The following is a 25173-nucleotide window of genomic DNA, read 5'->3' on the forward strand; positions in this document are numbered from 1 at the left end:
AGATTCTATATGGTTTTATTGGTAACGTCTAGAATGTGGAACCTTCGCTGATTCGCCACACCGACAACACATCAAACGATGTGGCGTACGGTGACCTACGGATGGAACGGGCAGTTGCTAGCAGCGATGACTAGCGGAAATTGTCTTGCGGTGGTGTGCAAGGCAGGCACTGAGATTGGCCCGGCGCACATGTCGCTGTTCTCTGTCGGGAAAGACGACAGCCACTCGGTCAGCAAGATGTTTGACGTACTCACACACCGCCGCATCGATGCCTGTGAAGTGATCTCAGACTGCGTTCGAGTACCGGTACGTCAGCTAATCGGTGGCGCCAAGGGAGAGGGCTTCGAGCAGACCTTCGTAGGTTCAAAGGTCGGGTGGATCAGTGTCGCGCCGCGCGGCGTAGGGGCCGCTGACTCCGCGTACTTTGCGGAGCTCATGCGCACGGCCGCCTCCGCACCTGAACGGGCAAGCCCATTGCGCAACATCAACGATCCCCGCTGAAGTTGGCGGCCATGGCCTGCCGGGTGGGCTCCCGAGTCTTGGTTGCTATGCCACGGAGAACTTTTGTCGCGGAGAGTGATGCGACCCAGCTCTGATGCGTGAAGGCACAACCGACATTCCGCCCATTCCCATTGCTCATCGCATTTTGGGATCTACCCGTAACCATCTTCTTCGAAGGGGCTGAAATGTACAGACACATCGTTCTACTCAAACTTCATGCGGACCACTCCGAGCTTATGCTCCAGAGGGTCATTGAAACGATCGCGACATTACAACAGAAGATTCCAGATGTGCGTCGGGTCGAAGTGGGCGTAGGGGGACCAGCAGCCGGCGAGGCTGACCTCGCGGTGATCATAGATCTGGATAACGAGGAGGCGTTCCTCAGGTACGACTCGCACGCCGCCCATCACGCCGCAGTCGACTTAGTGACGCCGATGGTGCTCGAGCGCAATGCGATCTCCTACACCGTTGATTGAGCGACTGGCCAGCGTGCGGCACCACCCGAAAATGGCCCACCGCACCAGCTAGGAGTGCGTTGCATAGAAAGCGTATGTCTGCAGGGAGGCGCAGTGGCAGTGGGAATGAAATCCAACGACGAACCCAACATAAGGCAAATTCTTCGAAGTCTTCGTCGCTCGCGATGGCTTCTTGGGTTCATAAGAGGCGCCTGGGCGGCGGGATCTGCCGTTCCCTACGAGATGGTGGTCGAGTTGGAGGAAGCCTGGTGGGCGGATCAGCTTAGGGCAATGAAGGATGGATTGCCACCCATTGCCGATTAGTTAATGATGACCATATAGCCACGGCTGGCTTGTTCGCTCATCCCGACAGGTTAATCGAGGTAGTCATGACGAAGCACCAGCTTCTCACGGCATCGTCGACCTGCTTCTCATGGGAACGGGAACTACTCGACGATACACCAGGTCCTTAGGCAGACGTCGCTGATACGGGCATGGATTCAGCAATAACACCGTCGCTCAGCAATGTTTCAATTCGCTTGCGCGCATACCCAAGCCCTTGGAGTATCTCGACGGTGTGCTCGCCAACTAGCGGAGCGTGCCGTCGCACCTTGGCTCGCTCTCCATCAAATATCGCCGGGGAAGCAATACTGAGATACTCGCCTACTACAGGATGCATGGCGTTCGTAATGGTTGATCGGTGCTTGGCTGGGTCGGCGACTATATCTTCGAGAGAGTTCACGGACGAGGCTGGAACGTCAAGATTCCTACAGATATCTAAAAGGTCTTGCGTCAAGTAGGAACGAGCCAGCTGTCCTAAGCTCTCATACACATATTCCGGGTGTTGGTTCCTTGACTCACGTGTTTTGAATCGCGGATCGGAAAGTTCTGCATCTCGACCCGCAGCCGTGTAGAGCGACCTCCAGTCGCGGTCAGAGTAAGGCAAAATTGATATGTAACCATCTATTGTGCGGTGCGGTCGACGAAACGGAGTCAAGATGCGAGCGTGTCCAGTAGTCCCGCCCGGCATCGTGGCGCCAGATAGGTGTTCAGTCAGGACGAATGCTAGGGCGCTATCGAGCATCGGAACCTCAATTCGGCCTCCCATGCCCGTTAACCCTCGCTTCACCAAACCTGCGAGCACCGCGTACGTGGCCGTCAGTCCAGACACCATGTCGGCTAGAACCATCGGAAAGTACGTGACGCCGAGGCCGACCGCGGCCTGCAACATTGGGAGGCCAACCTCTCCCTGGATGACGTCATCGAATGCGGCACGGTTAGCCTCACTTGTGTCCGACCGGTACCCGTGCGCTTCTAGGTAGACCAGTTGAGGATTCGTCGACCCGACATCGTCGTAGGACAGCCGAAGGTTCTCGAGCGAGCTCGGACGCGCGTTGGTCAGAAAGACATCTGCCCTGCCGATGAGATCCATCAGAACCTGGCGGCCTGCGTCAGATTTCAGGTCAACTCGGATCGACCGTTTATTTCGCAACAGGTTGAGGGCGATGCCAGAAAGTTCTGGATGTGGTCCTGACCCCATGAGTCGGCCTGCGTCTACAACGTCCCCCTCTACCTTGATGACGTCTGCGCCAAGGTCGCCCAGGATCTGACCAATGAGCGGACCGAGTAGGACGGTTGCGTGTTCGATAACCGTGACTCCCGCCAACGGCCCCGGCGATCCTGCCTTTTCCTTCTTTGACGTCATGGGGTCTGTCTCCTCGCTCATCATGCCGACGTATATCCGCCGTCGACTGGCAGAGTCACGCCAGTGATCATCCTCGCGGCGTCTGAAGCCAGGAAGACCGCCACCCCAGCCAACTCTGACGGATTGCCCCATCGACCAATAGGCAAGCGCTCAAACAACTTCGCGCTCCAGACAGGATCTTCGGCCACAACCCTGCTGCGTTCTGTGACGAACCACCCCGGCGCGATGGCATTCGCTCGGATCCCCTCCTTGGCGAGATACACCGCGTACGACCGTGTCAACCCTAGGATTCCGGTCTTCGCGGCCGAATACGCGACGCCTCCATGCGCCGACCCGAAGTAGCTGTACATGGAAGCGATCAAGATGATCGATCCCTTTGTCTGACGGAGCGCCGGTCGAAAGTGTTGAACCAGGCGAGCAGCACCCACCAGATGTACATCGACAACATCCAGGAAGACGTCCGCTTCGAACTCTCGCTCGCGGTCTGCCGGAGACGCACCGGCTGCACAGTGGATCAAGACATCAACGACGGGATATCGAGCGGCTAGGTCGGCTACCTGAGCATCGGACCGAACGTCTACCTGTTCAAACTGAACCCTGGGGGGAAGATCGCGCTCAAGTGGCGCAAGGTCTGTGGCAATAACCTCGGCGCCCAAGCCCGCGAACGCCTCTGTGATTGCCCATCCCAGTCCTCCGATACCGCCGGTTACTAAGACCTTCTTACCAGCCACGCTAAAGTCGGGCGATTCGCTCATTTTATGAATGTGTCTCCTTGGATCTTTGACGGCCGCGCGGGCACGGTCATGCGTTGGCGCGATACGTCTGTACTTTTCTACGCCAGAGAAAATCCGCCCAATCGGGACGTACGTCGTCGCGCACCTTCAAATCGACGACGACGGGGCCGTTCATAACCTGAAGCTCGTCCTTCAGCACTCCGATGTCTTCCAGCGACTGCACCGTCAATCCACGCGCCCCTAGGGCCCGGGCTAAGGCTGCAAAGTCCGGACTCGGGTACTTTGCGACGTCGTCCGGTTTACCCAGAAGCCTGAGAAATTGCATCTCGGCGCCAAAGCCCGAATCATTACTGATGACGATGAGCAGATTGAGCCCATACCGCACGGCTGTCTCTAGATCAGAGAGCGACATCATCATCCCGCCGTCACCGATGCACAGGACTGTCAGCCGTGATGGCTGGGCGACTGCAGCACCGTACGCGAGCGCGGCCGCGCTTCCAACAGAGCCGAAATCTACGGGGAAGATAAAGTCTTGGGGCGTTGGAACTGACAGGTAGGGACAGGAGAACGTGATGTGCTGACCTGGGTCCATCACGAGTGTGCGTTGTTTAGGGATGACCTGTTCTAGCTCGATCATCGCGACGCGCGGGTCGAGTCCCTTCGTACTCAAACCAAACGTTGAAGCCGATGGCTTCGTCGAGCGTTTGATCATCTCGCTGACTTCGACCGTGCGATACCCGGCTGAGGCGTAACCGCGGGCCTCCAACTCATCAGCCAAGGCCCCCGCCCATGCTTTCGCATCTGCCTGGATCTCGAGCTCTGGCTTGACGTATCGACCAAAGGCCTGAGGATCGCTGTCGACCTGAATGATCATCGCCTTTGGGATTATCTCGCGGGCATAGGTGGTGAAAGGGTTCAACGACGTTCCGAACGCGAGCAACAGGTCACAGTCCGCAAGCACCTCGGCCGCCGCATCCGTGGAGAAGGTGCCGACGATACCGATATCGTAATCATCACCGGCAAAAAGCGAGTTCGCGAGAAGTGTCGTCGACAGCAATGCGCCGGTCCGATCGGCCAACCGGATCAGCTCTGCTCGTGCATCACTTTCGAGTACACCCTTTCCAGCCAGAATGATCGGTCGGCGAGCCGTCCAACCTTCCTGAAAGTACGCCGCGACAGTGTCGACATCAGGAAGTTGCACACTAATTGCGACGCCCATGGGAGCATCGGTCTGTGGGGTGCGAGCAACATCGCCTTCCACCTCCAGATCAAACGCTTTCGACGGAACCAATAACACCGTCGCTGCACCACGGCGGGCATCCTCCACCGCCTCCGCGAAGCTCTCCTCGGGCCGAGCGGCATCAAGTCGCCTGAACGGCACGCCGCACGCCGCAAGCACCCCGGACTGATCCAGATACTTAGGACCGCGGGCCTTCGCGGAGGTCGGTGCGCCGCTGCCCCCAGCATCGCCGACGATCACAAGCAGGCTTGAGCGCCCCTTGGCCGCTGACACAATTGCCGTGAGGGCGTTCGTGAAACCTGGTCCCCGTCCGATAATTGCAATGCCGAGCGATCGAGTCGAGCGTGAATAGCCATCGGCCATTCCTACCGCTGCGGCTTCGTGGCGCGCGCCGTAGACCTCAACCTCAGACTGACCCAACTCAGAGACGAGAAGGGCAGTGTCCTCACTCAGGAGTGCAAAGACCGAGGACACGCCAGCCGCAACAATCGTCCGCGACATGTACTCATAGACATGCATCGCCGCTCAGCCCGCGATCAAATCGTACGTCAGGTCGGAGACTGACGTGGCTCCACACTGAGCCATCGCCCGTTCCAAATCAGCCCGCAAGTCAGTGAACAGCCGTTCCACGCCGGCGGCACCCTCAACCGCGAGGGCCCAAAGGACCGGCCGCCCGACGAATACGGCCCTCGCGCCAACGGCAATAGCCTTAACGACATCCTCTGCACTACGTATCCCGCCATCGACGTATACCTCGACGTCAGGGTCGACCGCTTCAACGACTGAGCGCAGGACCTGCGCCGTCGGGACCGCGGACTCTAACTGTCGCCCACCGTGATTTGAAACGATCACGCCCCGAGCTCCGGAATCGCGACACACCCGCGCATCATCGGGTCGTAGAATTCCCTTGACGATAATGGGAAGCGAGGTGGCAGCTGCCAGCCGTTCAATATCTTTCGGCGTGAGCGTCGGATTCGGCGTCGTGCTGAATGAACCGGCCAAGTCGCCGGAGACATTCCCCAGCTGGTGATCCACCGGCCGCTTGTAGCCGTTGGCCGAATCACGGTAGCGATCCGCCTGCCTTGACACATCAACGGTGAGGATGACACCTGTATATCCGGCCGCTTCAGCACGGCGCACCAAATTTAAGCTGTAATCACGATCGCGCTGCATGTATATCTGGAACCAAGCTGCCGAGCCAGCTGCCTTCCGGACCTTTTCGAGCGGGTGTGCACCACGTTCTGGCACCGCGAAAAGCGTACCGACCCGACTAGCTCCGACGGCAGTCGCGACTTCGCCTTCCTCGTGAACCACGGTGTGGCATCCCATGGGCGCGATCAGGATCGGCATTGAGACATCGGATCCCAAGACGGTCGTTGCTGTCGAAATTCGGTCGACGTCACGCAAGACATGCGGTAGAAGCCTAATTCGCCGCCAGGCTTCGACGTTTTCCACTTGAGCGTATTCGCGGCCGGCCGCACCGCCCACAAAATCGAATTCAGAATTGCCGAGGACTGACTTCGCAGATTCCTCAAGATCTCTTATCCACAAGCTCATGCAGTCCTCCTAGGCCAAATTACCATGAATGAGGGATCCAATTCGTACGGCACTAACCGCGTTAATACGCCTCTGTGTTCGCGAAAATGTCCTGCGGGTTACGTTCAGTCATCTGTGTAATATGATCATCACTTACGCCACGGGAGCGCAGCGCAGGAAGCACGACCTCCGGGATGAACGAATAGATTGTGGACGGGTCCGTGATTTCCCGCTCTTCGTACCAGTCAGCCCGAATATCCATATGACAGATGGCATCGTGCGATAGAATCATCCGATTGGCGTAACCAAGTTCGCACAGCCGCGCAACCACTTCGATGCGCTCCTCGTCCGAGGCCGTCCCTGGACGTACTCCACCGAAGCGATCCATGCCGACGTATGAGCCGGCATCCATGATTCGTCGGAGATAGTCCAGATCGGTAGTGTCGCCGGAGTGTCCGATGGTGACTCTCGACAGATCCACTCCATGTTCGGAGAACGCTTCCTGCTGGTCTAGCCCATTGCGCAGCAGCGGATTGCTGTGGGTTGTGATCGGAGCACCGGTCAGGCGGTGGGCGCGAGACACCGCCTTAAATATTCGCTGAATGTTCGGGGTGATGCCGGCTTCTTCTGTGCAGCACTTCAGCATTGCGGCTTTGACGCCGGAATCCCCAATGCCCTCCGTTATATCCTTAACAAACATATCCGTAAGAATATCCCCATATTTGCTGGTCGTATCCGATTCCGTAGGGCGGTTCGCATAGAAAGCAGGTAAGGCATCGTACGTGTAGAAGCCCGTCGACATGATGATGTTGAGGTCAATCTCCCGATTGACTTGAATCACGTCTTCCACGCTACGGCCGAGCCCTAAGACGGTGAGATCGACCATTGTACGAACGCCACGGTTCTTAGCGGCCGTAAGCGCCTGTAGGGCCTGCTGATAGCGCTGCTCCTGCGTTCCCCGCCAGCTCAGCTCCGGAAAGTCCTGCTTCACTTCCGTCGTAAAGATGAATAGGTGCTCATGCATTAAAGTCGTGCCGATGTCGGCCAGATCAATCGGTCCACGCACGGTCTGTACTGATTTCATGTTGTGGTCCTTCAGGTTCGTCGGTCAATGAGGATTCGTCGCACTCAAGCACTCAGCTGCAGCTAAAGGTGATGACCTGGTCTTCCGCTGGTGCGACTCCGTAGATCACGTGATCTCACCGAGCTTCAGTACGCCCTGCAGCTGTCGTGTTGCCTCAGGTCCATGGATGCCGAGGTTGAACCGTCAGGATGTGGATTGGAACCGTCCCTTGGACTGTGCAGCCGCGGTCCCCGGCTAAGACGCTTGCATGCGCGTGGTCTCGCTTGGCAATGCTGCGCGCAGTCATAGCTACCATCCGTCCTTATATATGAATGGCTGATTAGATATATGAACGGTAACCTGAGGGTCGTCCCGTGTCAACGAAGCGGATCGCTCCACAGAGGTGCCGACTTGTGGCCGTGGCCACCTTAAAGTTCCCGCTGAGAGCTGCGTGCCCGCACCAACCCGCGGTGTCTCGCGGTCTTGCCATCGAATCTGCGCCACGGTACTGCCGCCCAGTTTGCGAACGCAGCCAGAGGTCACGATCGGAGTTTCGATCAACGGGGAGAACGATGGACCCATTCCGTCAGGAGCGGCGTCCAGCGCCTCGTTTGCCGCTACCTCACTGCCACAGAATCGCGGATATCGCCTGTCGCGCACGGGCGACAGCTACAGATACGTCTGACTTCGAACCACGTCCGCGGATTGACCGTGCAATCTGGTCGACTCGCCCGCCCACCGCCGCGCAGGAGAAATGCTCTGGAACGCTGGCAAGCTCTGGCCTGGCCGGTCGATTTCAGCGGCGTCGCAAGCTCTTCGTCGTGACGCTAGGAGGCACCCAGAGACTGTCTCCGCGGGTGACGCTTGTGCCGGGCGGGACGATCTCATCGATTTGATCGAGGATTTCATCGCTGAGCGATACGGCAACGGCACCGAGCTGACTCTCGAGCTGCTCCATAGTGCGCGGACCGATGATGGGCGCGGTAACGGCCGGGTGCTGCATGACGAACCCTAGCGCCATGTGGATGAGTGTCATGCCCGCCCTATCGGCCAATTGCGCCAACGCTTCGGCAACCTCGAGTCGTTCCGGGTCGACGGGTGCCGGCGAAGAGCTCGTGTCCTTGCGTAGGGCAGCGAATCGAGGCGACTGCGCGACGGGCTGGCCCTTCCGATAGCGCCCCGTCAGCCACCCGCCAGCCAGAGGGCTCCACGGCAGGACTCCGAGACCATACTGCTGAGCAACTGGCAGCACGTCGGCCTCTACGCTGCGTACCATCATCGAGTACGGCGGCTGCTCGGTCGTGAAGCGAGCTACGTGACGACGTTCCGACACCCACTGCGCCTCGATCATCTGATGCGCCGGAAAGGTGGACGAGCCGAAGGCCCGGATCTTCCCTTGTTGGCGTAGATCGGTCAGCGCTGACAAAGTCTCTTCGATGTCGGTAGCTGGATCGGGCCGGTGAGTCTGGTACAGATCGATCCAGTCGGTGCCGAGTCGCCGTAGGCTATTTTCGACCTCCTGCACGATCCATCGCCGAGAGCTGCCGCGGAAGTTCGGGTCACCACCCGGCTGGCCGATCGGCACATCCATCGGGTTGCGAAACTTCGTGGCCAAGACGACCTTGTGCCGCAGACCTCCCGAAAGGGCTTTGCCAACGATGCTTTCGGACTGGCCCTGGGAGTAGACGTCCGCAGTGTCGATGAAATTGATGCCAGCATCGAGGGCTCGGTGAATAATTGCGATCGCCTTGTCTTCATCGGGCTCGCCCCACTGACCGAACATCATGGTTCCCAGGCATAGCTGGCTCACCTGCATTCCGGTGGGGCCCAAGGTGCGGTACTCCATGCGGATCTCCTGCCTGAAAGTAAGAAAGAGGGATCTGATGTCCACGACGAGCGTGTCGGGCATCTCCGTTGATGGGGAAATAGTCGCCGGCGTCGAACGCGGTCCACCTGAAACGTTCGCTACTCCTCCGCCCACCGCCACACGCGGGATCACAACGTCTTTGTGGTGCACGGCAACAGCCGTGGGAAAGGTCTTCGGACGCGCATCCCACCGCCTACGATGCGCCTCGTCCTAGTAGAAATGCGATGACGAGCCGCCGCAGCCAGGCACCCCCTAGGGCACAACGTTCGTGATTAGCTCGTCCCGATCGAAGTTTCCTCTGGGTTCCTGGGGCGTCCGACCTACTCCTCGAATTTCGACCAGGCAACAAGTCAAAAGCCTCCTCCCATGTTGAGACTTCATTTTCTGCCCGTATTCGCTGGACCGAGTATCAGCCGAACCTCGTCCATTCTATGGTATCTGACTTTATCCCTATCTAGAAGCTATACTCGGCCGAGACACAGTAGCCGTTCGAATCACAGTCTTCGGCATAAAGAACTGGATTCGGGCTACCAAATATCTTCACCTCAGAAGGGCCCCAGCGTCAACTGGAAGCGTCGCGCCCAGTTGGCTCGCGAGACACGGCTCGTGGCCGTATGCACCATTCGTGCTCACGGATGGACGCTCCGCGCAAGGGAAAGCCGTCCGCTCGCAGCAGAGAACGACACTGATTTACAAGCGAAACCGCGCCGACGTTGGCCCGGTTTCGTAACGCCGCAGCCAACGCGAGTCGGATCAGGTTTGAGGGCCGTCCTAAGTAGATCCATCGGTCCGTTGGTTCATCGGATGTGCCGAGTTGAACGGCGAGGAGGCATGCTGTGAGCGCCCTTGATCGAACTCCAAACCAGCGCTCGCCCATCGGCCTGGAGGAGCGCTAGTCTAGGTGATACAGGGATGCGGCATTGTCATGAAGTATCTTTTGCGCAGACGCTTCGTCTAGATTAGCGAACATCTTGCTGATGTAAGACCGCGGTGGCACCGCGCTGGATGCAGGCCCCGGCGACATACTGGACGGATGAGGGAAGTCGGTCTCGTACAGAATATTGTCCGCTCCGATAAGTTTGATCGCGGCCTCAGCAGAGGCCTCTTCGAACCAGAAGCAGCCATAGATCTGGCGCCTGAAGTACTCGCTCGGCAGCAAGTCGTACTCCGGGTGCTCGGACGGGACTCCGCAGTTCTTCCACTGCCAGTCGAGGCCCTCCAGAAGGAACGGAAGCCAACCGATGCCACTTTCGACGGACACGAACTTCAGGTCGGGGAAGCGGTGGCAGATGCCTCCACAGATCAAGTGAGAGATCGTCTGCCCGTTACCCATGAAGAAGGACAAGCTTATCGCGGCGTAGTTCGCGTGTTTGCCGATTAGTCTCGGCACCTCCTCACTGAGCTCATTGGAACTCGACGCGATGTGGAAGTTCACGGACAGACCCTTCTCTTGCGCCGATGCCCACATTCGATCCCAGTGCGGGTCGACCAATTCGGGCAGGCCGAAAGACGCCGGATTCTGTGTGAAGACGATGCCTTTGTGCTCCATCGCCGCGCAGCGCTCTATCTCTGCGAGCGTTTCGTCGAGATCCCAGAACGGCAGTGAGGTAACCGGTACGAGACGCCGCGGATCGGCACTTGCAAACTCAGTCTGATGGTCGTTATATGCGCGCACGACCTCGAGCTGAAAACCAGCATCGGACACTGATCTGATGGACGCAGCCTTGAAGAGCCCGACGTTCGGGTACAGAACTTGCGCCCAAATTCCGTCGCTGTCCATTCGCTCTAGCCGCTTCGTCGGATTCCACATCGCAGGATCGGCATCTGAAAATCTCGTCGGATGCAACGGCGGGTACTCGCTCCACCCGGCTGTGCCAGCTTCGGACACACCGAGCACGCGCTGGTCCCCCATGAACCAAGCCTCATCCTGACCTTTGTCGTCCCACTTCACATGTGGCACGAGATCGCCGTACTTCTTCGTCGACATTCGCGATGTCCACAGATCAGGTGGCTCAACGAGATGTGTATCGGTGTCGATGACACGCACCTCGTCCAAAAATGTACTCATGATGGCCTCTCCATGCATTTCAAAAACTATCGGTCCACCGAATACCATTGCCTTCGGCTAAGCTTGTAGGACCGTACGCGCAGCGCACGATAGTGTAAAGCTTCATTCATCATTCTTTTGGCCGAATACTTGTGTCCCAAATAGACCGGCCGAGACCCGACAGGGATCCCGCAAGCGCGGATTTGGTACCTCCGCGCCACCCGAAGCGTCTGAAACAAGGCCGCAGGACGCATCCCGCCTATATACGCATCAGCCCACCCTGCGCCGCGGCGATCTCCTCCATCGATACTTCGCCGCCTAGAAAGCAGATCGATACTTCGCCGCCTCGCAAGAAGAGGGCCTAGGTGCTTCTCGTGTTCGGAGACGAGCTCGCCCAGCGCTCGGCAGATGGGCTGGCGGTTCGCGTCGCGGTCGTCGAGATAAGCGGGGCTTTGTTCGCCCGCGCTTGCGGGCTGGAAAATGAAAGTGACTGATGCAAGGCGTCGCGCTGCGGCGCCGGCATCAGGCGTCCGGCCGCGGGCGGCGGGCGGTGCGCTCATGGGTGGCCGTGTAGTTGCCCCGCCGACTCGCTCGGCCGCGTCGCTGTCGTGACGTCGATCGTGTGACCCTGCACCTCCGACGACTTGGTTTCAAGTGTTGCGCGAAGGCGAGCACCCGAACTTTCGCTTTGTCAAGCAAAGGCCAGCACAGAAGCGGCGAGTGTCCTCAGGCAGCCATCCTGCGGCGTCGGCGTCGGTCAGTCGCTTTGGGTGCCGGCAATCGTTGCCATAGCAGCGCGTGGCAAATTCCTCCGTCAGAGGGGCCGCAGCGAACTCCCGCTTTCAGCATTCGGAAGAAGTAATCCGAAGTATTCGTACGGCAGTGACATCTTCAACCTGTCGCCAGCCGCCGGGACGCTGCTAGAAGCAGCGGGACCGCGCGCGCGACCAGCTCGTCGTCCATCCGGGTGAGCGGACCGGATACCGAAAGCGCCGTCCGCAGCGACGGGATGGCAACGGCGACGCAGCGCACGCCCAGTTCCTGCTCCTGTTCATCGATCGCGTATCCGCGTGCGCGGATCTCGGCGAGCGCGGCGTGCAGCGCGAGCTCGGTGGCGATCGTGTGCGCGGTGCGGGCGGCAAGCCCGGTCCGGCGCACAATGGCGATAACCTCCTCGTCGTCCAGCTGCGCGAGCAGGGCCTTGCCGACTCCAGTGGCGTGGAGATCGACCCGACGGCCGACCTCCGTGAACATTCGCATGGCGTGGCTCGACGGGGCCTGCGCGACGTACTCGGCTTTGTCGCCCGTGAGGATCGCGAGATTGGCGGTCTCACCGAGCTCCCGGACCAGATCGGTCAGCACCCGCTCAACCCCCGCACCAACCTGCGCATTCGCCGCGGCACCGAGCGGCACGAGGTGGAACCCCAGCGCGTAGCTGCGGTCGGGCAGCTGCCGCATGTAGCCGCGCTCGACCAGCGTTCGCAGCAGTCGGTGCACGGTCGGCTGCGGGAGTTCTGTGGCATCAGCGAGCTCGCGGATAGACATATTCCCGCCGGCGTCCGCGACCGTCTCGATGAGTCCCAGCGCCCGGTGCACCGACTGGACTCCCGGCTCGCCAGCACTTTCGATCATTCCAACCTCCTGCTAGCCTGACCCGTAATACAGAATCAGTATTCCATAGAGCGGAAGTTTGACGCTTCAATGCCGCGCGGAAGGTAGCCATGACCAGGGATCGAATCCAAGTAGGCCAACTTCACGTCGCCACCGACCTGCACCGGTTCCTCACCGACGAGGCCCTGCCTGGCTCCGGTGTCGAGCCGGACGCGTTCTGGGCAGCTGCCGAGGCGATCATCACCGAACTGGCGCCACGTAACCGCGAGCTGTTGCGCGTTCGCGACAGGATCCAGGTCCGCCTCGACGAATGGCATAGGGCTCATCAGGGCCCCGTCACCGACGTTGCGGCCTATGACGCTCTGCTGCACGAGATCGGTTACCTCGTCCCCGAGCCGGCAGACTTCACGATCGGCACGACCCGGGTCGACACCGAGATCACCCGGCAGCCGGGCCCGCAGCTGGTCGTGCCGCTGCTCAACGCTCGCTTTGCCGTCAACGCTGCGAATGCGCGCTGGGGCTCGCTCTACGACGCGCTCTACGGCAGCGACGCGATCGACCAGACTGCCGAACTGGCGGGCGGATCGTCTTACAACCCGGTACGTGGCGCCGCGGTGATCGCCCGCGGGCGCGCGCTGCTCGATAAGGCGGCGCCGCTGGCGGGCGGGTCCCACGCGGATGTCATCAGCTACGGCGTTGGCCCGGACGGCCTCACCGCCACTCTGGCCGACGGCACGGTCACCGGCCTGGCCGATGCACACTGTTATGTGGGGCACCGCGGTGGCAGCGAGCTGGAGGCCGTCGTGCTGACGCACCACGGCCTGCGCCTGGAGATCCTCATCGACCGCACAGACCGCATCGGCGCGTCCGACCCGGCTGGCGTCAATGACGTCGTGCTGGAGTCCGCTGTCACCACAATCATGGATCTCGAGGATTCGGTCGCCGCCGTCGACCCCGCGGACAAGGTTCTTGGCTACCGCAACTGGCTGCAGCTCATGCAGGGGCGGCTCGGCGCGAACGTCACGAAGAACGGCACCACCTTCCGGCGCACCATGGCCCCGGACCGCACCTGCACGGCTGCTGACGGCTCCACGGTCACGCTCCACGGCCGTTCCCTACTATTCGTGCGCCACGTCGGGCACCTCATGACCACGGATGCAATCCTCGACGCCAGTGGCGCCGAGATCCCCGAAGGCATCCTGGACGCGATCGTCACTACGCTGTGCTCGGCGCATGACCTGCGCGGCGATACCGACCTCTCGAACTCCCGCGCCGGTTCGATGTACTTCGTGAAGCCGAAGATGCACGGCCCGGACGAGGTGGCGTTGACAGTCGAGCTGTTCCAACGCGTCGAGGAGGCATATGGACTAGATCCCGGCACGGTGAAGCTCGGGATCATGGACGAGGAGCGACGCACGAGCGTCAACCTCAAGGCCTGTGTGTACGTGGCGCGTGACCGCATTGCGTTCATCAACACCGGTTTCCTCGACCGCACCGGGGACGAGATCCACACCTCGATGCAGGCCGGGGCCTTCGTGCGTAAGGCCGATATGCGCCATCAGGAGTGGCTCGGCGCGTACGAGGCCCACAATGTGGACGTCGGTCTGGCGGCGGGTTTCGCGGGTACTGCACAGATCGGCAAGGGCATGTGGGCCATGCCCGACCTGATGGCCGACATGCTCGCGCAGAAGGCAGCGCAACTCCGAGCCGGCGCGACCACCGCCTGGGTCCCCTCACCGACGGCGGCCACGCTGCATTCCATCCACTACCACGAGGTCGACGTCGCGCAAACCCTTCGAGAGCTAGCCAGGCGCGAACCGGTCGGCATCAGGCCGATCCTGCATTTGCCGGTAGCGATCGGTCCACAATGGAGCGAGGCCGACAAGCAGCAGGAAATCGATAACAACGTCCAATCGATCCTCGGCTACGTGGTCCGCTGGATCGACCAGGGCATCGGCTGCTCGAAGGTTCCTGACATCCACGACGTCGCATTGATGGAGGACCGGGCGACGCTGAGGATCTCCAGTCAGCTGCTCGCGAACTGGTTGCTGCACGGCGTGATCACCCGTGAGCAGGTGCTGGAAAGCCTGCACCGTCTAGCTGCTGTCGTCGACAGGCAGAACGACGACGACCCGAACTACGAGCCACTGGCAGTGGGAGAGCAGTCGTTGGCGTTTTGCGCCGCTCGGGACCTGATCCTGCTCGGCATCCAACAGCCCAACGGCTATACCGAGCCGATACTGCACCGCTACCGCCGCCTGAAAATGGATGGCGCCAGCTGATCCTGACTTTAACGGCTCCCAGCAGATCGTGGTGGCGGTGTAGTGCGGCCGCCACGATCTGCCTCAAGCCGATGACCGTCGGCGTCGAGCTCCGGTCACCGGGAAGGGTGCCAACGTTGGGGGACCTCCCGAGGGCGCCCCAGCTCATGGCCTGCGCATAGCAAGTAGAGGTCACATCGTCATGCCCCGACCCCTGGAGTTTTCATGCAGTACGTTGCGATCGTTGTGGCTCTCGGCATCACCGCCGTTGCCATAGCTCTGGTCGCGCGGGCGATCCGGAGTTTCATTCGAGTGCTCAAGCTGGGCCAGCCCAGCGCGACTCGGCAGAACAACTATCCCGCGCGAACCCGCACCATGCTCACTGAGTCACTCGGTCACACCCGGATGCTCAAGTGGTCGCATATCGGCGTGGCGCACTGGTTCGTCTTCACCGGGTTCGGCTTCCTTTTCCTGACGTTGGTCACCGCCTTCGGCCAGTTGTTCGATGCGACGTTCGCGCTGCCGTGGATCGGCCACTGGATCGTCTTCGACGTCCTTACCGAGCTGCTTTCGGCCTTGACCTTTCTCGGAATCCTCTTCCTGATCATCGTCCGGCAGAAGAATCATCCGCGTCGTCTCGGGCGTAAGTCGCGGTTCATGGGTTCGACGTTCTGGCAGGCCTACTTCGTCGAGGCGGTCATCCTGGGTGTGTCGATCTGCATCACGTTGCTTCGCGGGCTTGAGGGTGCCGAGGACCGGGTGTCGGGCTATTCGGCGCACTACCTGGTGACGTATCCGTTGGTTGCCGCCTTCCGCGGCGCGTCGGAATCGACCCTGCATAACTGGATCTACGCGATCGCGGCGATCAAGATCGTGATCTCGTTCACCTGGGTCATCGTCATTGCCTCGAACCTCACGATGGGGGTTGCGTGGCACCGGTTCGCCGCCTTCCCCAACATCTTCTTCAAGCGCAACCCGGGCGTGACCACCTTGACCCGCAAGGCTGCCGAGGGCAGCAGCGCTACCAGCCTGGGCCCGCTGCAACCGATGTACAGCCGCGGCGCGCTGGTGAACTTCGAAGACCCGGGCGAGGACGATCTGTTCGGGGTCGGGCAGGTCGAGCATTTCACCTGGAAGGGCCTGCTCGATTTCACCACCTGCACCGAATGCGGACGCTGCCAGTCTCAGTGCCCTGCTTGGAACACCGGAAAGCCCCTTTCTCCCAAGCTCGTCATCATGGATCTGCGTCAGCATCTCTACAACAAGGCGCCGTATCTGCTCGCCGGTGGAGAGACGGCCGATGAGACGGCGTTGGCGGCAGTTGGCGACGACGCCCGCAAGGAGGCCGAGCGCTCGCTGGTCGGAGTCGCGGAGTTCAACGAGGGCGGTCACTCGATCTCGGGTGGTGTCATCGACCCCGATGTTCTCTGGTCGTGTACGACGTGCGGCGCCTGCGTCGAGCAATGCCCTGTTGACATCGAACATGTCGATCACATCGTTGACATGCGGCGTTATCAGGTGCTGATCGAATCTCAGTTCCCGTCCGAGCTCAACGGCCTGTTCCGAAACCTTGAAGGTCCGGGCAACCCGTGGGGTATGGCGCAATCCGGCCGGATGGACTGGGCGAAGGGCCTGGATTTCGAGGTTCCCGTGGTCGGCGTCCAGGCTGAGAACCTTGCCGAGTTCGACTACCTGTTCTGGGTCGGTTGTGCCGGTGCGTTCGAGGATCGGGCCAAGAAGACGACCCAAGCTGTCGCCGAGCTACTGCATCACGCCGGTGTGAGTTTCGCCGTTCTGGGCGAAGGCGAAACGTGTACGGGCGACTCCGCCCGCCGCTCGGGTAACGAGTTCGTGTTCCAGATGCTCGCCCAGCAGAACGTCGAAGTCCTCAACGAGGCCGGCGCGAAGCGGATCGTTGTCACCTGCCCGCACTGCTTCAACACCTTGAGCCGCGAATATCCACAGCTGGGCGGCGAGTACGAGGTCGTGCATCACACCCAGTTGCTGAATCGCTTGGTGCGCGACAAGCGACTGGTGCCGGTCGAGCGCATCGAGCAGAAGATCACCTATCACGACCCGTGTTATCTCGGTCGCCACAACCAGGTGTACGAACCGCCCCGTGAGCTGATCGAGTCCGTGCCAGGGATGACGCTCACCGAGGCGCCACGCTCGAAGGAACGATCGTTCTGCTGCGGGGCCGGCGGTGCCCGTATGTGGATGGAAGAGAAGATCGGTACCCGGATCAACGCCAACCGTGCCGAGGAATTGGTCGCAACGAAGGCCGAAACCGTTGCTGTGGCCTGCCCGTTCTGCCGCGTGATGGTTACCGACGGTGTCAATGCCATCGATCCCGACAATGTCGAAGTCCGCGACGTGGCTCAACTGCTCCTGCGATCCGTCAAAGGCAGCTGACCATCACCACCAGCCACGGCCCGGCCCAATATCTGAGGAGATCGGATCAACCTCCTGGCGGCTCGACTCAGGATGTGCGTGGGGTGTGTCGACCGAGAGGCTGCGGTGCACATGCCGAACTTCCGGCACCACAGGTCAGAGAGTCGGAACGACCGCGTACGCGGATTAGGCACGTCCGGGGATGCTGGCTGCAGCGACACAGAGCCTCGCGAGCTCGGTCTGTTCTGCTTCTCAGTCTTCTTCGCGTTCGCCTTCGAGAGTCTCGGACTTGCGGTCTAGTCGCGCTTCATCGCTCAGCTCGGGCAGGGCAGTCTTTCCCGCCGCGGGGTTAAGAGGGTTGCGAGGAAGGTCACTTTCGCCCCATTCGCGGCATTGGGTCACCGAGCGTCCTGGCCCGGTGAGCAGCCTGCGGTGCGGGGGGTGGGGGGCGCACGTGGCGTGAAACTTTCGAGTCCAGGTACACCTACACGGATTTACCCCCTACTGTGCCTCGCGAGCACGGGCCAGGATCGATCCATCAGTTCGGCTAACCACCGATCTCAACGACGCACCGGAGGTGCGATATGTGCCAGCATCAACCGCCGTGTCCAGCCTCCAACGCTCTCGATCGTGATGCCGCTCGCGTGTTGGTCGCCCACCCTGAGCAGGGCTGGAGCCTGCTCTGCAACGGGGTGCTTCTGTTTGACGACGCCGGCGAGCTTCTCCCGGACGGGCGTGCGATCGCGCCGCGCCCCTCGTCGAGTGGCGGGCGCGCGGCGTAGTCCAAGCAAAGTCATTAGGAGTCTGACGTGCGCAATGTCCAGATACGTAAGCCCAAAACGGCAACACTTGCAACACCGAGGGTGCTGACCACACCAAGTCTGAGGTCGGCCCCCGCCGCGTGTATGGACGAAAAATTAGGTCAGAGGACAGTCCTGACGTTGTCCACACCGGACGACGCGCTCGTCGACGACCTCCAACTGGGAGCGCTCCGTGGACGGCGACGCCATCACATTCCGACTCGCCCAGCATGCACAGCATCTGCTTGCTCACCGATTTGCGCCCGATCCGCGGACCATCTCGCCGAACAAGCGCCCACAACATGAACCGCCACCCACGACTCGCCGAGGAGCGTGCAGCATGACCGCCATTATCGACAGCAAAACGACCGTCCTCGTCCTCCGTTGCATTGCGAATGGAAAGCGAGCCTTCGAAACAGCGACGCTCTCCGGCGTTGATCTCGACACAGTTCGCCGGATCGCTCGCGAAAACGGCTATCCGGATATGGGCCAAGTCGGCCGGTCCATCGAAGAACTGACAAACGGTGAGAAGTTGATCAAGGAAGCGCTGGTGCCCGCAGACACCCCGGCACTAGAAGACCTCGGCGACCCTGCCACGGTGAACCGACGAATCCTCGACAAGGCAATGCGGTCCCCGAAAGCCAACACCCGAAAACTCGCGGCGAGAATTGACCTCATGCTCGCCGACCTCATGCGACGCCTTCATGACGAAGCAGCAGTAGCCGAGGAAGCGGTAGCCCGCGAACTGCAGAAGGAGAAGGCCCGAGCCCAGATCGCCCAGCTTGAGGCCAAGCTAGCCGAAGTCAGAGCAGTCCTCAATGGCAAATCTCCAGCAGTAGCCTCAACGGCTGAACCGACCGCGAAGATGATCCGCGCTTGGGCAGCCCAAAACGCAGTGCGCTGCTCGACCCGCGGTCGCGTCGAACAGCGTGCTCGCGACGCCTACCTCGCCGCGCACACCGCAGCAGCTGCATGACAGCCCCGCGCCGATGATCGTCATCCGCACCGGGCAACCCAGTGACCCCGACCGCACCGACGCCTCCCCCACGACACGGCGACCTGAATGTCCGATCAGAACCCGACCGGTCGAACCATCCAACGTTATGCCCGCTAGTCAACGAGAGTGACGAGCTCCGCGAGCGGTCTATGCATGCGATTTAGCCATCGCTGCCATCGTCAGCACGCTGCCCAGCCGCCCAGACAGCAACCTGCGCTCGCGAGGTGAACCCGAGCTTGGCGAGAATGCGCTCCACGTGACCTTCGGCAGTCCTCTGAGAGATGACAAGGGCCAACGCGATTTGCCTATTACTCAAGCCCTGCGATATCAGGTCGGCGATTTCGCTCTCCCTCGGGGTCAAGGCCGAGGGTACCTTTACGCGGGCCAGTGCCGTCGATGACCGCGACGCTCTTTGGCCGGTTACTAGTTCGACGATCTGGTCAAATCCCAGAGTACTGCCTCGGCGCATCGCGGCCTCGAACCGCACGTTGCCCAACCTCGCCCGCGTTTTGGCCTGGCACCGCTGATCGTCCTCGATGACGGACTCGAATAGTGCAATCGGGGATCCGACAGCTGCGAGGGCCGGCACGGAGGCGCCAAATAGCTCGGCCGCCGTTTGCCAATGATCGTCCGAAGCCGCGGTCCAGGCCAGCACCTCGACACACGCGCCGAACCCTATTTCGTCGTCGAAGGGTCGGTGCAGCATCAGACTCGCCACCTCAAGTTCCGCAGCACGACGGTTGTCACCTTTCCGCCACTCTGAGATTCCCAAGGCCCAGAGCACCCATCCGGTAAGCCAACGCTCTCCCCGGTCCACTCGCGCCATGAACTCATCCACCCGGTATGAGGCTAGATCCGCCTGTCCGGCCAGCACAGCGGTGACTGCAAGAGCGGACAGAGCCTGGATGAGCCCACGCGTATCTCCCGCGGCCTGAAATCCAGCGCGCGCCTCCTCAAACAACTTGGAGGCTTTCTCGAAGTCGGCATCGCTGCCCATTGCCAACAGCCCACCGGCGTGGGCAACCCAAGCTAGTTCAACCCCATCGGTAACCTGTTGGGCGATCGCTTTGCTCTCCGCCAGCATCGCGATCGCCACCGGGTAATCTCCCTGCAGCGCGGCGAGTTGACTTCCAGCACGCAATGCCTTCAACCGGTGCAAACTGGGCTCCGCGAGTTCATGGAGCGACCGGTCCAACCACAGCCTCCCCTCGCTCAGGAGTCCGAATGCCAGCAGGGGGTGGACCAGCGTCACAATCGTGTCGACGGCGTGCGTGGCTTCCCCAGGTTCTGTGAGAGAGAATTCCAGCGCAGCACGAAAGTTTGCTTGCTCATGGCGCAGACGATGAAACCACGAAAGTTGATCGGGTCCTGCCCAGTCTGCATAAACCCGAGCTGCCATGCCCTCGAACCAGTCCCGATGCGAACGCCGTGCTGAATGCTCCTCATTCGACATGCGGAGCCGTTCTAGACCATAGTCGCGGATTAGCGTCGGCATTCGGTAGCGTGCCGACCCTCCGTGCTCCTCTCGGAGAAGGACAGACTTTTCGACCAAACCGATCGTAAGCTCCATCAAGTCGTGGCCATCGAACGCCGGGACATCACACACCTCTCGAATGGCATCAAGCTGGAATCCACCGCGGAACACAGACACGAGCCGCCATAGTGACCGCTCCGGTTCCGAACATAGTTGATAGCTCCAATCCACCAATGCATACAGCGTCTGCTGGCGCCGTGGTGCGCTCCGGTTACCCTTATGTTGCAGGTAGCGGTCGTCCAGCTCCGCCACGATCTGAGCCGGAGCCAGGGCCCGGAGCCGAAGAGCCGCAAGTTCGAGCGCCAAGGGCACGCCATCCAAGCGCCTGCATAACGCGACCACCGCGTACCGATTAGCATCATCGACCACGAACCCCGGCAGCACCGCACCGGCCCGTTCGACAAACAAACTCACCCCCTCATAGAGGGTGAGGCCGCGGGTATCGCCCGCGTGCGACGAATCCGGCACCGACAACGCTCCGACCGAATAGGTATATTCGCCATCGACGCCAAGCGGCGCTCGACTGGTGGCGAGCACACGCAGTTTCGGGCACTCCCGCAACATCGCATCCACGGTGACAGCGCACGCATCCAGAAGGTGCTCGCAATTGTCCAATAGGAGAAGAAGCTGGCGGTCCCGCAGGTAATGCTGAAGCGAGGCAACCGCCCAGCGCTCATTCAGCTCATGCAACCCAAGCGCACCCGCAATCGTGTGCACCAGCAGTGCCGACTCGTGGAGATCCGCCAGCTCGACCTGCCACACTCCGTCGGCGAAGGCCCGATGGACGTCGGCTGCGACCCTTCGGCCGAGGCGCGTCTTACCAACTCCTCCCATTCCGGTCAGAGTGACCAGCCGACTTGCCGAGAGCAACGCCCTCACCTCAGCAACTTCCCTGCGTCGACCCACGAAACTAGTCAACTCAGAGGGTAGGTTGCCCTCCGATTGCCGCAGCGCCACAGCTGCCATGACTGCATGTAACACCCAGAACACCCCGCGGGGCAACGCAAGCTCCCCATCAACTCGCCTCCTACCGTGCCTGGAAGCAAAGGGACTGCGGCGGGAACAATCTGGCAACCGCGCCCAGCTGGTTGCCGCGAGCATGCACCGGGTTTTGGAACCCCACACCCTGAAGTACCTGGTCACGGGCGCGATGTTCGAGTGGGCGAACGTGAGCCAGTCGACTGTGGGCCGGACGTACCGGGGCTAGTCGTAAAGGTCGACATGGCTGACTCCTTCGACCCAGTGCAACTCGTTGGGACCGGTTGCCCTGGAACGCGTCGACGCTCATCCAGGAGGTCCGCGTAGTCGCAGTGCGAGACACCCGATCCGCGTCTGTGCCCGCGCAGGCGACGAACGAATGGTTCACGCTCATCTGCGGCCTCTGCGTTTCTCCGCAGACTGTCCGGCGCTGAGGTTGCAGCTCACGAAGCTGCTACGAATCTCGCGTTCAAGGATGCCCGCAGTCGTGTCGCTATGTTGTTGCTGGACCTCGAGCGGCGTTTCGGGCGTCATTCCGGGTCTGACCTACAGCGAAGACGGGCTTCGCCAATCGGATCTCGGACAGCCACAGGTTGCACCCGGGAAACGGCGAATAAGGTTCTGACGGCGTTCGCGCGACGCGGAGTGCTCACACTCGATGGGCTTCGCACTGCTAGATCCGCGCCTGGTTGGTCAAGCGAGGACGTTGACCATGGCGTCCGACGTGAGACTGGTGCCGGGCGCTAGCGGCGGTCAGGAAGTCGCTAGGACCTACGCCCTCGGCCAGGTTTAGCGGCCGGTCTTGCAGCGATGCCGGCGAGGGCCATGTCGAGGATTCGCTCGCGTTGTTCATCGGAGCCGAACGGCGAGCTGGTGACGCCGATGACGAACCTCATCACGTCATCGATGCTCATGTCAGGGTTGGCGTCTCCCGATTCTTGCGCTCGGGTCAGCAGTGGACCACCAAAGTCGTAGAGAGCCTCACGGCAGGCCCGGAACGCGCCTGATTCTCGGTCCAACGCGTCGAGCAGAACGCGCTTAGTGGCCATGTAGGTGACGAAGTGTCGTATCCAGGCGACTAGTGCTGGCCACGGCTCCTCGGTCTCGCTCAGCTGGAGGGCGTGTTGGCACAGTGAGTCAACCTCGGCGACGTACACGGCCTCGATGAGGTCTTCGCGAGTCGGGAAGTTGCGATACAGGGTTGCTGGCCCAACTCCGGCCCGACGTGCGATGTCCTCTAGGGATGCCTCGGTGCCGCTGTCGGTGAATCCGTCTCGCGCTGCTGTGATGATCGCGTCGAAGTTGCGGGCCGCGTCGGCGCGGTGCGGCCGTCGCTGGTCCAGCAGATCACTCAACGCCACCTCGGCGACCTCCTCGTCTTGATGCCTGATTCTATTGGTGGTGTTGTCTCGGCGTGCGCTGGCTCCGCGGTGCTCGACTTTCGGCCGCGCCGAGCTAGTTGTTCTCGGGGCTCAGCCCGGTGATGGCGTCGACCTCGGCCTGGGTTAGTTGGATGGCAGCTGCTGCCATATTCTCTTTCAGGTGCTCGACACTGGTGGTGCCGGGGATCGGCAGACAGCCGGGTGTGCGATGTAGCTGCCAGGCCAGCGCAATCTGTTGTGGTGTTGCATTGAGTCTCTGGGCGATGGGGTCGATCACGGCGTGGAACGGGTCGCCGTCTGGACCGACGGGCACGGTGCCGGGGTGCCAAGGGGAGAAGACGATGCCCTTGTCCTCGGCGACCTGTCGGACGGCGGCTCCGACACGGACGGCGACGTTGTACTGGACGGTGACCGCCGCGATGTCAGTGATTGTCAGGGCGGTCCGTAGCTGGTCGGCGCTGACGTTGGACAGGCCGATGTTGGCGATGAGTCCCGCCTGCCGCATGCCGCCCAGGGTCTCAATGATCTCCTCGAACGGCGCATCGGTCATGGCCGGCGTGTGCAGGTAGTACAGGTCGATCTGATCCAGACCGAGCCGCCGCATGCTCATGTACGCGGCTTGGCGCAAGTACTGCTTGTTGCCGACCGCGCTCATGTCGCTGTACTCAGGCCCGCCGCGCACGAAGCCGCCCTTGGTGGCGATCACCAGGTTCTCCGGATACGGGTGCAGCGCTTCACGGATCAGCTCCTCGTTGGAGTGCGGGCCGTAGACGTCGGCGGTGTCGATGTAGGTAACACCTTGTGCGAGGACCTCGCGCAGCAGTGGGATCGCCTTATCGTGGTCGGGGTACTCGCCCCAGACCTTCGGTCCGGTCAGTTGCATCGCGCCGTAGCCGATGACCCCGACGGTGAGGCCGTCGCTAATTGTGACCGTCGCTGGGAGTTCTTGGGATGGTTTATACATGTCGTTGCTCGCTTTCGTCACTTACTTGAGGTGGTTCGCCCTAGCGGGCGAGGTAGCCGCCGTCGACTGGTAGCGCGATTCCCGTGACGTAGCTGGACGTGCTGGTCGCCAGGTACATGATCGCGTCGGCGACCTCTTCGGGCTCAGCGATGCGTCCCAGCGGGTGCGAGGCGACGAGTTGCTCGTGCATCGCCGGATTCTCAGACACCATGTCGGCGATGAGCGGTGTGTTGACCAGGCCGGGGCAGACGGCGTTCACCCGGACGTTGCGGTCGGCGTAGTCCAGGGCTGCAGCCTTGGTCAGGCCGATCTCGGCGTGCTTGGAAGCAACGTAGCCCGAGTAGCCTGAAACGCCGGTCAGACCGGCGCCGGAGGAGATGTTGACGATGGAGCCGAAGCCTTGCCTCGCCATTGATTCCAGCTCGTACTTCATAGACAGGAACATGCCGCGCACGTTGGTGGCGAGCATCAAATCGAGGGTCTCGACCGGGTAGTCGATCAGGGGGTGCGAGTCGTTGCCCCCGTCGACACCGGCGCTGTTCACCGCGACGTCCAGCCGTCCCGAGTCGCCAACAGCGACCTCGACGGCGTGCCGGACAGCGTCCGCGTCGTGGACGTCGGCGATGACGTACTTCGCGCTGCCGCCAGCATGGGTGACCAGCTTGACGGTCTGCTCAAGCGTTGCGGAGGTGCGGCCCGCCACCGTCACCTCGTAACCCTCGGCAGCCAGTGCGAGGGCAGCTGACCGTCCGATGCCGGTTCCGCCGCCGGTGACGAGAGCCGTCTTGCGTTCTGATGATTGGGTCTGTGTCGCTGCCTGGGTCATGGTGTGGTCTCCAATTTGGGTTGATAAGTGTTCGGGTGAGGCGGCTTCGAGGAGCAAGCCATCGCCAGCGGTCCTCTAAATGGAGGACTACTATCAGTTTATCGGAGGATCACTCTCATTTCGAGTGCGAATGTTAAACATGGGCGGACGGCTGATGCCCTGGTGCCCGGCGACATGCGGCAGGTCCTCGACGCCCTCGGGATTCGCTTAACGTTCGACACGCAATTTCGTCCTCACGCGATCGGTGATATAGAGCCGACCGAAGACTCATGTTCCGCGTC

18 protein-coding genes are annotated in these 25173 nt (G+C 61.2%); 6 read left to right on the forward strand and 12 right to left on the reverse strand.

Annotated elements, in window-relative coordinates:
* Positions 1–90 precede the first annotated feature (90 nt).
* Together ACSMXN_RS20620 and ACSMXN_RS20625 are read left to right on the forward strand one after the other, a co-directional pair.
* Positions 91–501, forward strand: a complete 411-nt coding sequence (locus tag ACSMXN_RS20620; protein WP_155958546.1) for an acyl-CoA dehydrogenase family protein — start codon at positions 91–93, stop codon at positions 499–501.
* Between the two features lie 185 nt (positions 502–686).
* Complete coding sequence (locus ACSMXN_RS20625; RefSeq protein ID WP_155958545.1) at positions 687–977, forward strand: Dabb family protein; 291 nt, start codon at positions 687–689, stop codon at positions 975–977.
* A 448-nt stretch (positions 978–1425) separates the two neighbouring features.
* Here the strand turns inward: ACSMXN_RS20625 and ACSMXN_RS20630 are convergent, their stop codons facing one another.
* The 8 genes from ACSMXN_RS20630 to ACSMXN_RS20665 all read right to left on the reverse strand — a co-directional run bounded on the left by ACSMXN_RS20630 (position 1426) and on the right by ACSMXN_RS20665 (position 12780).
* Complete coding sequence (locus ACSMXN_RS20630; protein WP_196811442.1) at positions 1426–2661, reverse strand: CoA transferase; 1236 nt, start codon at positions 2659–2661, stop codon at positions 1426–1428.
* A 20-nt stretch (positions 2662–2681) separates the two neighbouring features.
* Positions 2682–3416, reverse strand: coding sequence for an SDR family oxidoreductase (locus ACSMXN_RS20635; protein ID WP_027139961.1), 735 nt, complete (start codon positions 3414–3416; stop codon positions 2682–2684).
* 46 nt (positions 3417–3462) lie between these two features.
* On the reverse strand, positions 3463–5154 hold the full coding sequence (locus tag ACSMXN_RS20640; RefSeq protein ID WP_022915430.1) for a thiamine pyrophosphate-dependent enzyme: 1692 nt from the start codon (positions 5152–5154) through the stop codon (positions 3463–3465).
* 6 nt (positions 5155–5160) lie between these two features.
* Positions 5161–6192, reverse strand: a complete 1032-nt coding sequence (locus ACSMXN_RS20645; RefSeq protein ID WP_022915429.1) for an alpha-hydroxy acid oxidase — start codon at positions 6190–6192, stop codon at positions 5161–5163.
* Between the two features lie 61 nt (positions 6193–6253).
* The gene (locus ACSMXN_RS20650) at positions 6254–7255 is read right to left on the reverse strand and encodes a phosphotriesterase family protein (RefSeq protein ID WP_022915428.1); all 1002 of its coding nucleotides are present in this window, start codon (positions 7253–7255) and stop codon (positions 6254–6256) included.
* A 775-nt stretch (positions 7256–8030) separates the two neighbouring features.
* The gene (locus ACSMXN_RS20655) at positions 8031–9080 is read right to left on the reverse strand and encodes an aldo/keto reductase (protein ID WP_027139960.1); all 1050 of its coding nucleotides are present in this window, start codon (positions 9078–9080) and stop codon (positions 8031–8033) included.
* Between the two features lie 913 nt (positions 9081–9993).
* The gene (locus ACSMXN_RS20660) at positions 9994–11169 is read right to left on the reverse strand and encodes an amidohydrolase family protein (protein WP_027139959.1); all 1176 of its coding nucleotides are present in this window, start codon (positions 11167–11169) and stop codon (positions 9994–9996) included.
* Positions 11170–12039: 870 nt separating this feature from the next.
* Positions 12040–12780 (reverse strand): IclR family transcriptional regulator, encoded by a 741-nt coding sequence (locus tag ACSMXN_RS20665; RefSeq protein WP_022915423.1) that lies wholly within the window; start codon positions 12778–12780, stop codon positions 12040–12042.
* 89 nt (positions 12781–12869) lie between these two features.
* Between ACSMXN_RS20665 and ACSMXN_RS20670 the strand changes: the two genes are divergently transcribed.
* The 4 genes from ACSMXN_RS20670 (at position 12870) to ACSMXN_RS20685 (ending at position 19187) form a co-directional block, all read left to right on the forward strand.
* Entirely contained in the window at positions 12870–15041 is a 2172-nt protein-coding gene (locus tag ACSMXN_RS20670) for a malate synthase G (RefSeq protein ID WP_022915422.1), read from the forward strand.
* Between the two features lie 204 nt (positions 15042–15245).
* Positions 15246–17432, forward strand: coding sequence for a heterodisulfide reductase-related iron-sulfur binding cluster (locus ACSMXN_RS20675; RefSeq protein WP_455407632.1), 2187 nt, complete (start codon positions 15246–15248; stop codon positions 17430–17432).
* A gap of 563 nt (positions 17433–17995) precedes the next feature.
* On the forward strand, positions 17996–18193 hold the full coding sequence (locus tag ACSMXN_RS20680) for a DUF5999 family protein (protein WP_022915853.1): 198 nt from the start codon (positions 17996–17998) through the stop codon (positions 18191–18193).
* Positions 18194–18551: 358 nt separating this feature from the next.
* Entirely contained in the window at positions 18552–19187 is a 636-nt protein-coding gene (locus tag ACSMXN_RS20685; protein ID WP_155958592.1) for an Lsr2 family DNA-binding protein, read from the forward strand.
* Positions 19188–19368: 181 nt separating this feature from the next.
* Here ACSMXN_RS20685 and ACSMXN_RS20690 read toward each other — a convergent pair whose 3' ends face one another.
* The 4 genes from ACSMXN_RS20690 to ACSMXN_RS20705 all read right to left on the reverse strand — a co-directional run bounded on the left by ACSMXN_RS20690 (position 19369) and on the right by ACSMXN_RS20705 (position 24892).
* Positions 19369–21648, reverse strand: coding sequence for a LuxR C-terminal-related transcriptional regulator (locus ACSMXN_RS20690; protein WP_027140057.1), 2280 nt, complete (start codon positions 21646–21648; stop codon positions 19369–19371).
* An 836-nt stretch (positions 21649–22484) separates the two neighbouring features.
* Entirely contained in the window at positions 22485–23081 is a 597-nt protein-coding gene (locus ACSMXN_RS20695; RefSeq protein ID WP_022915856.1) for a TetR/AcrR family transcriptional regulator, read from the reverse strand.
* A gap of 94 nt (positions 23082–23175) precedes the next feature.
* Positions 23176–24066: an aldo/keto reductase gene (locus ACSMXN_RS20700; RefSeq protein WP_027140058.1), complete on the reverse strand. Its 891-nt coding sequence runs from the start codon at positions 24064–24066 to the stop codon at positions 23176–23178.
* A 40-nt stretch (positions 24067–24106) separates the two neighbouring features.
* On the reverse strand, positions 24107–24892 hold the full coding sequence (locus tag ACSMXN_RS20705) for an SDR family oxidoreductase (RefSeq protein ID WP_022915858.1): 786 nt from the start codon (positions 24890–24892) through the stop codon (positions 24107–24109).
* Between the last annotated feature and the right edge of the window lie 281 nt (positions 24893–25173).

The organism is Parajatrophihabitans canadensis (genome assembly GCF_053764775.1).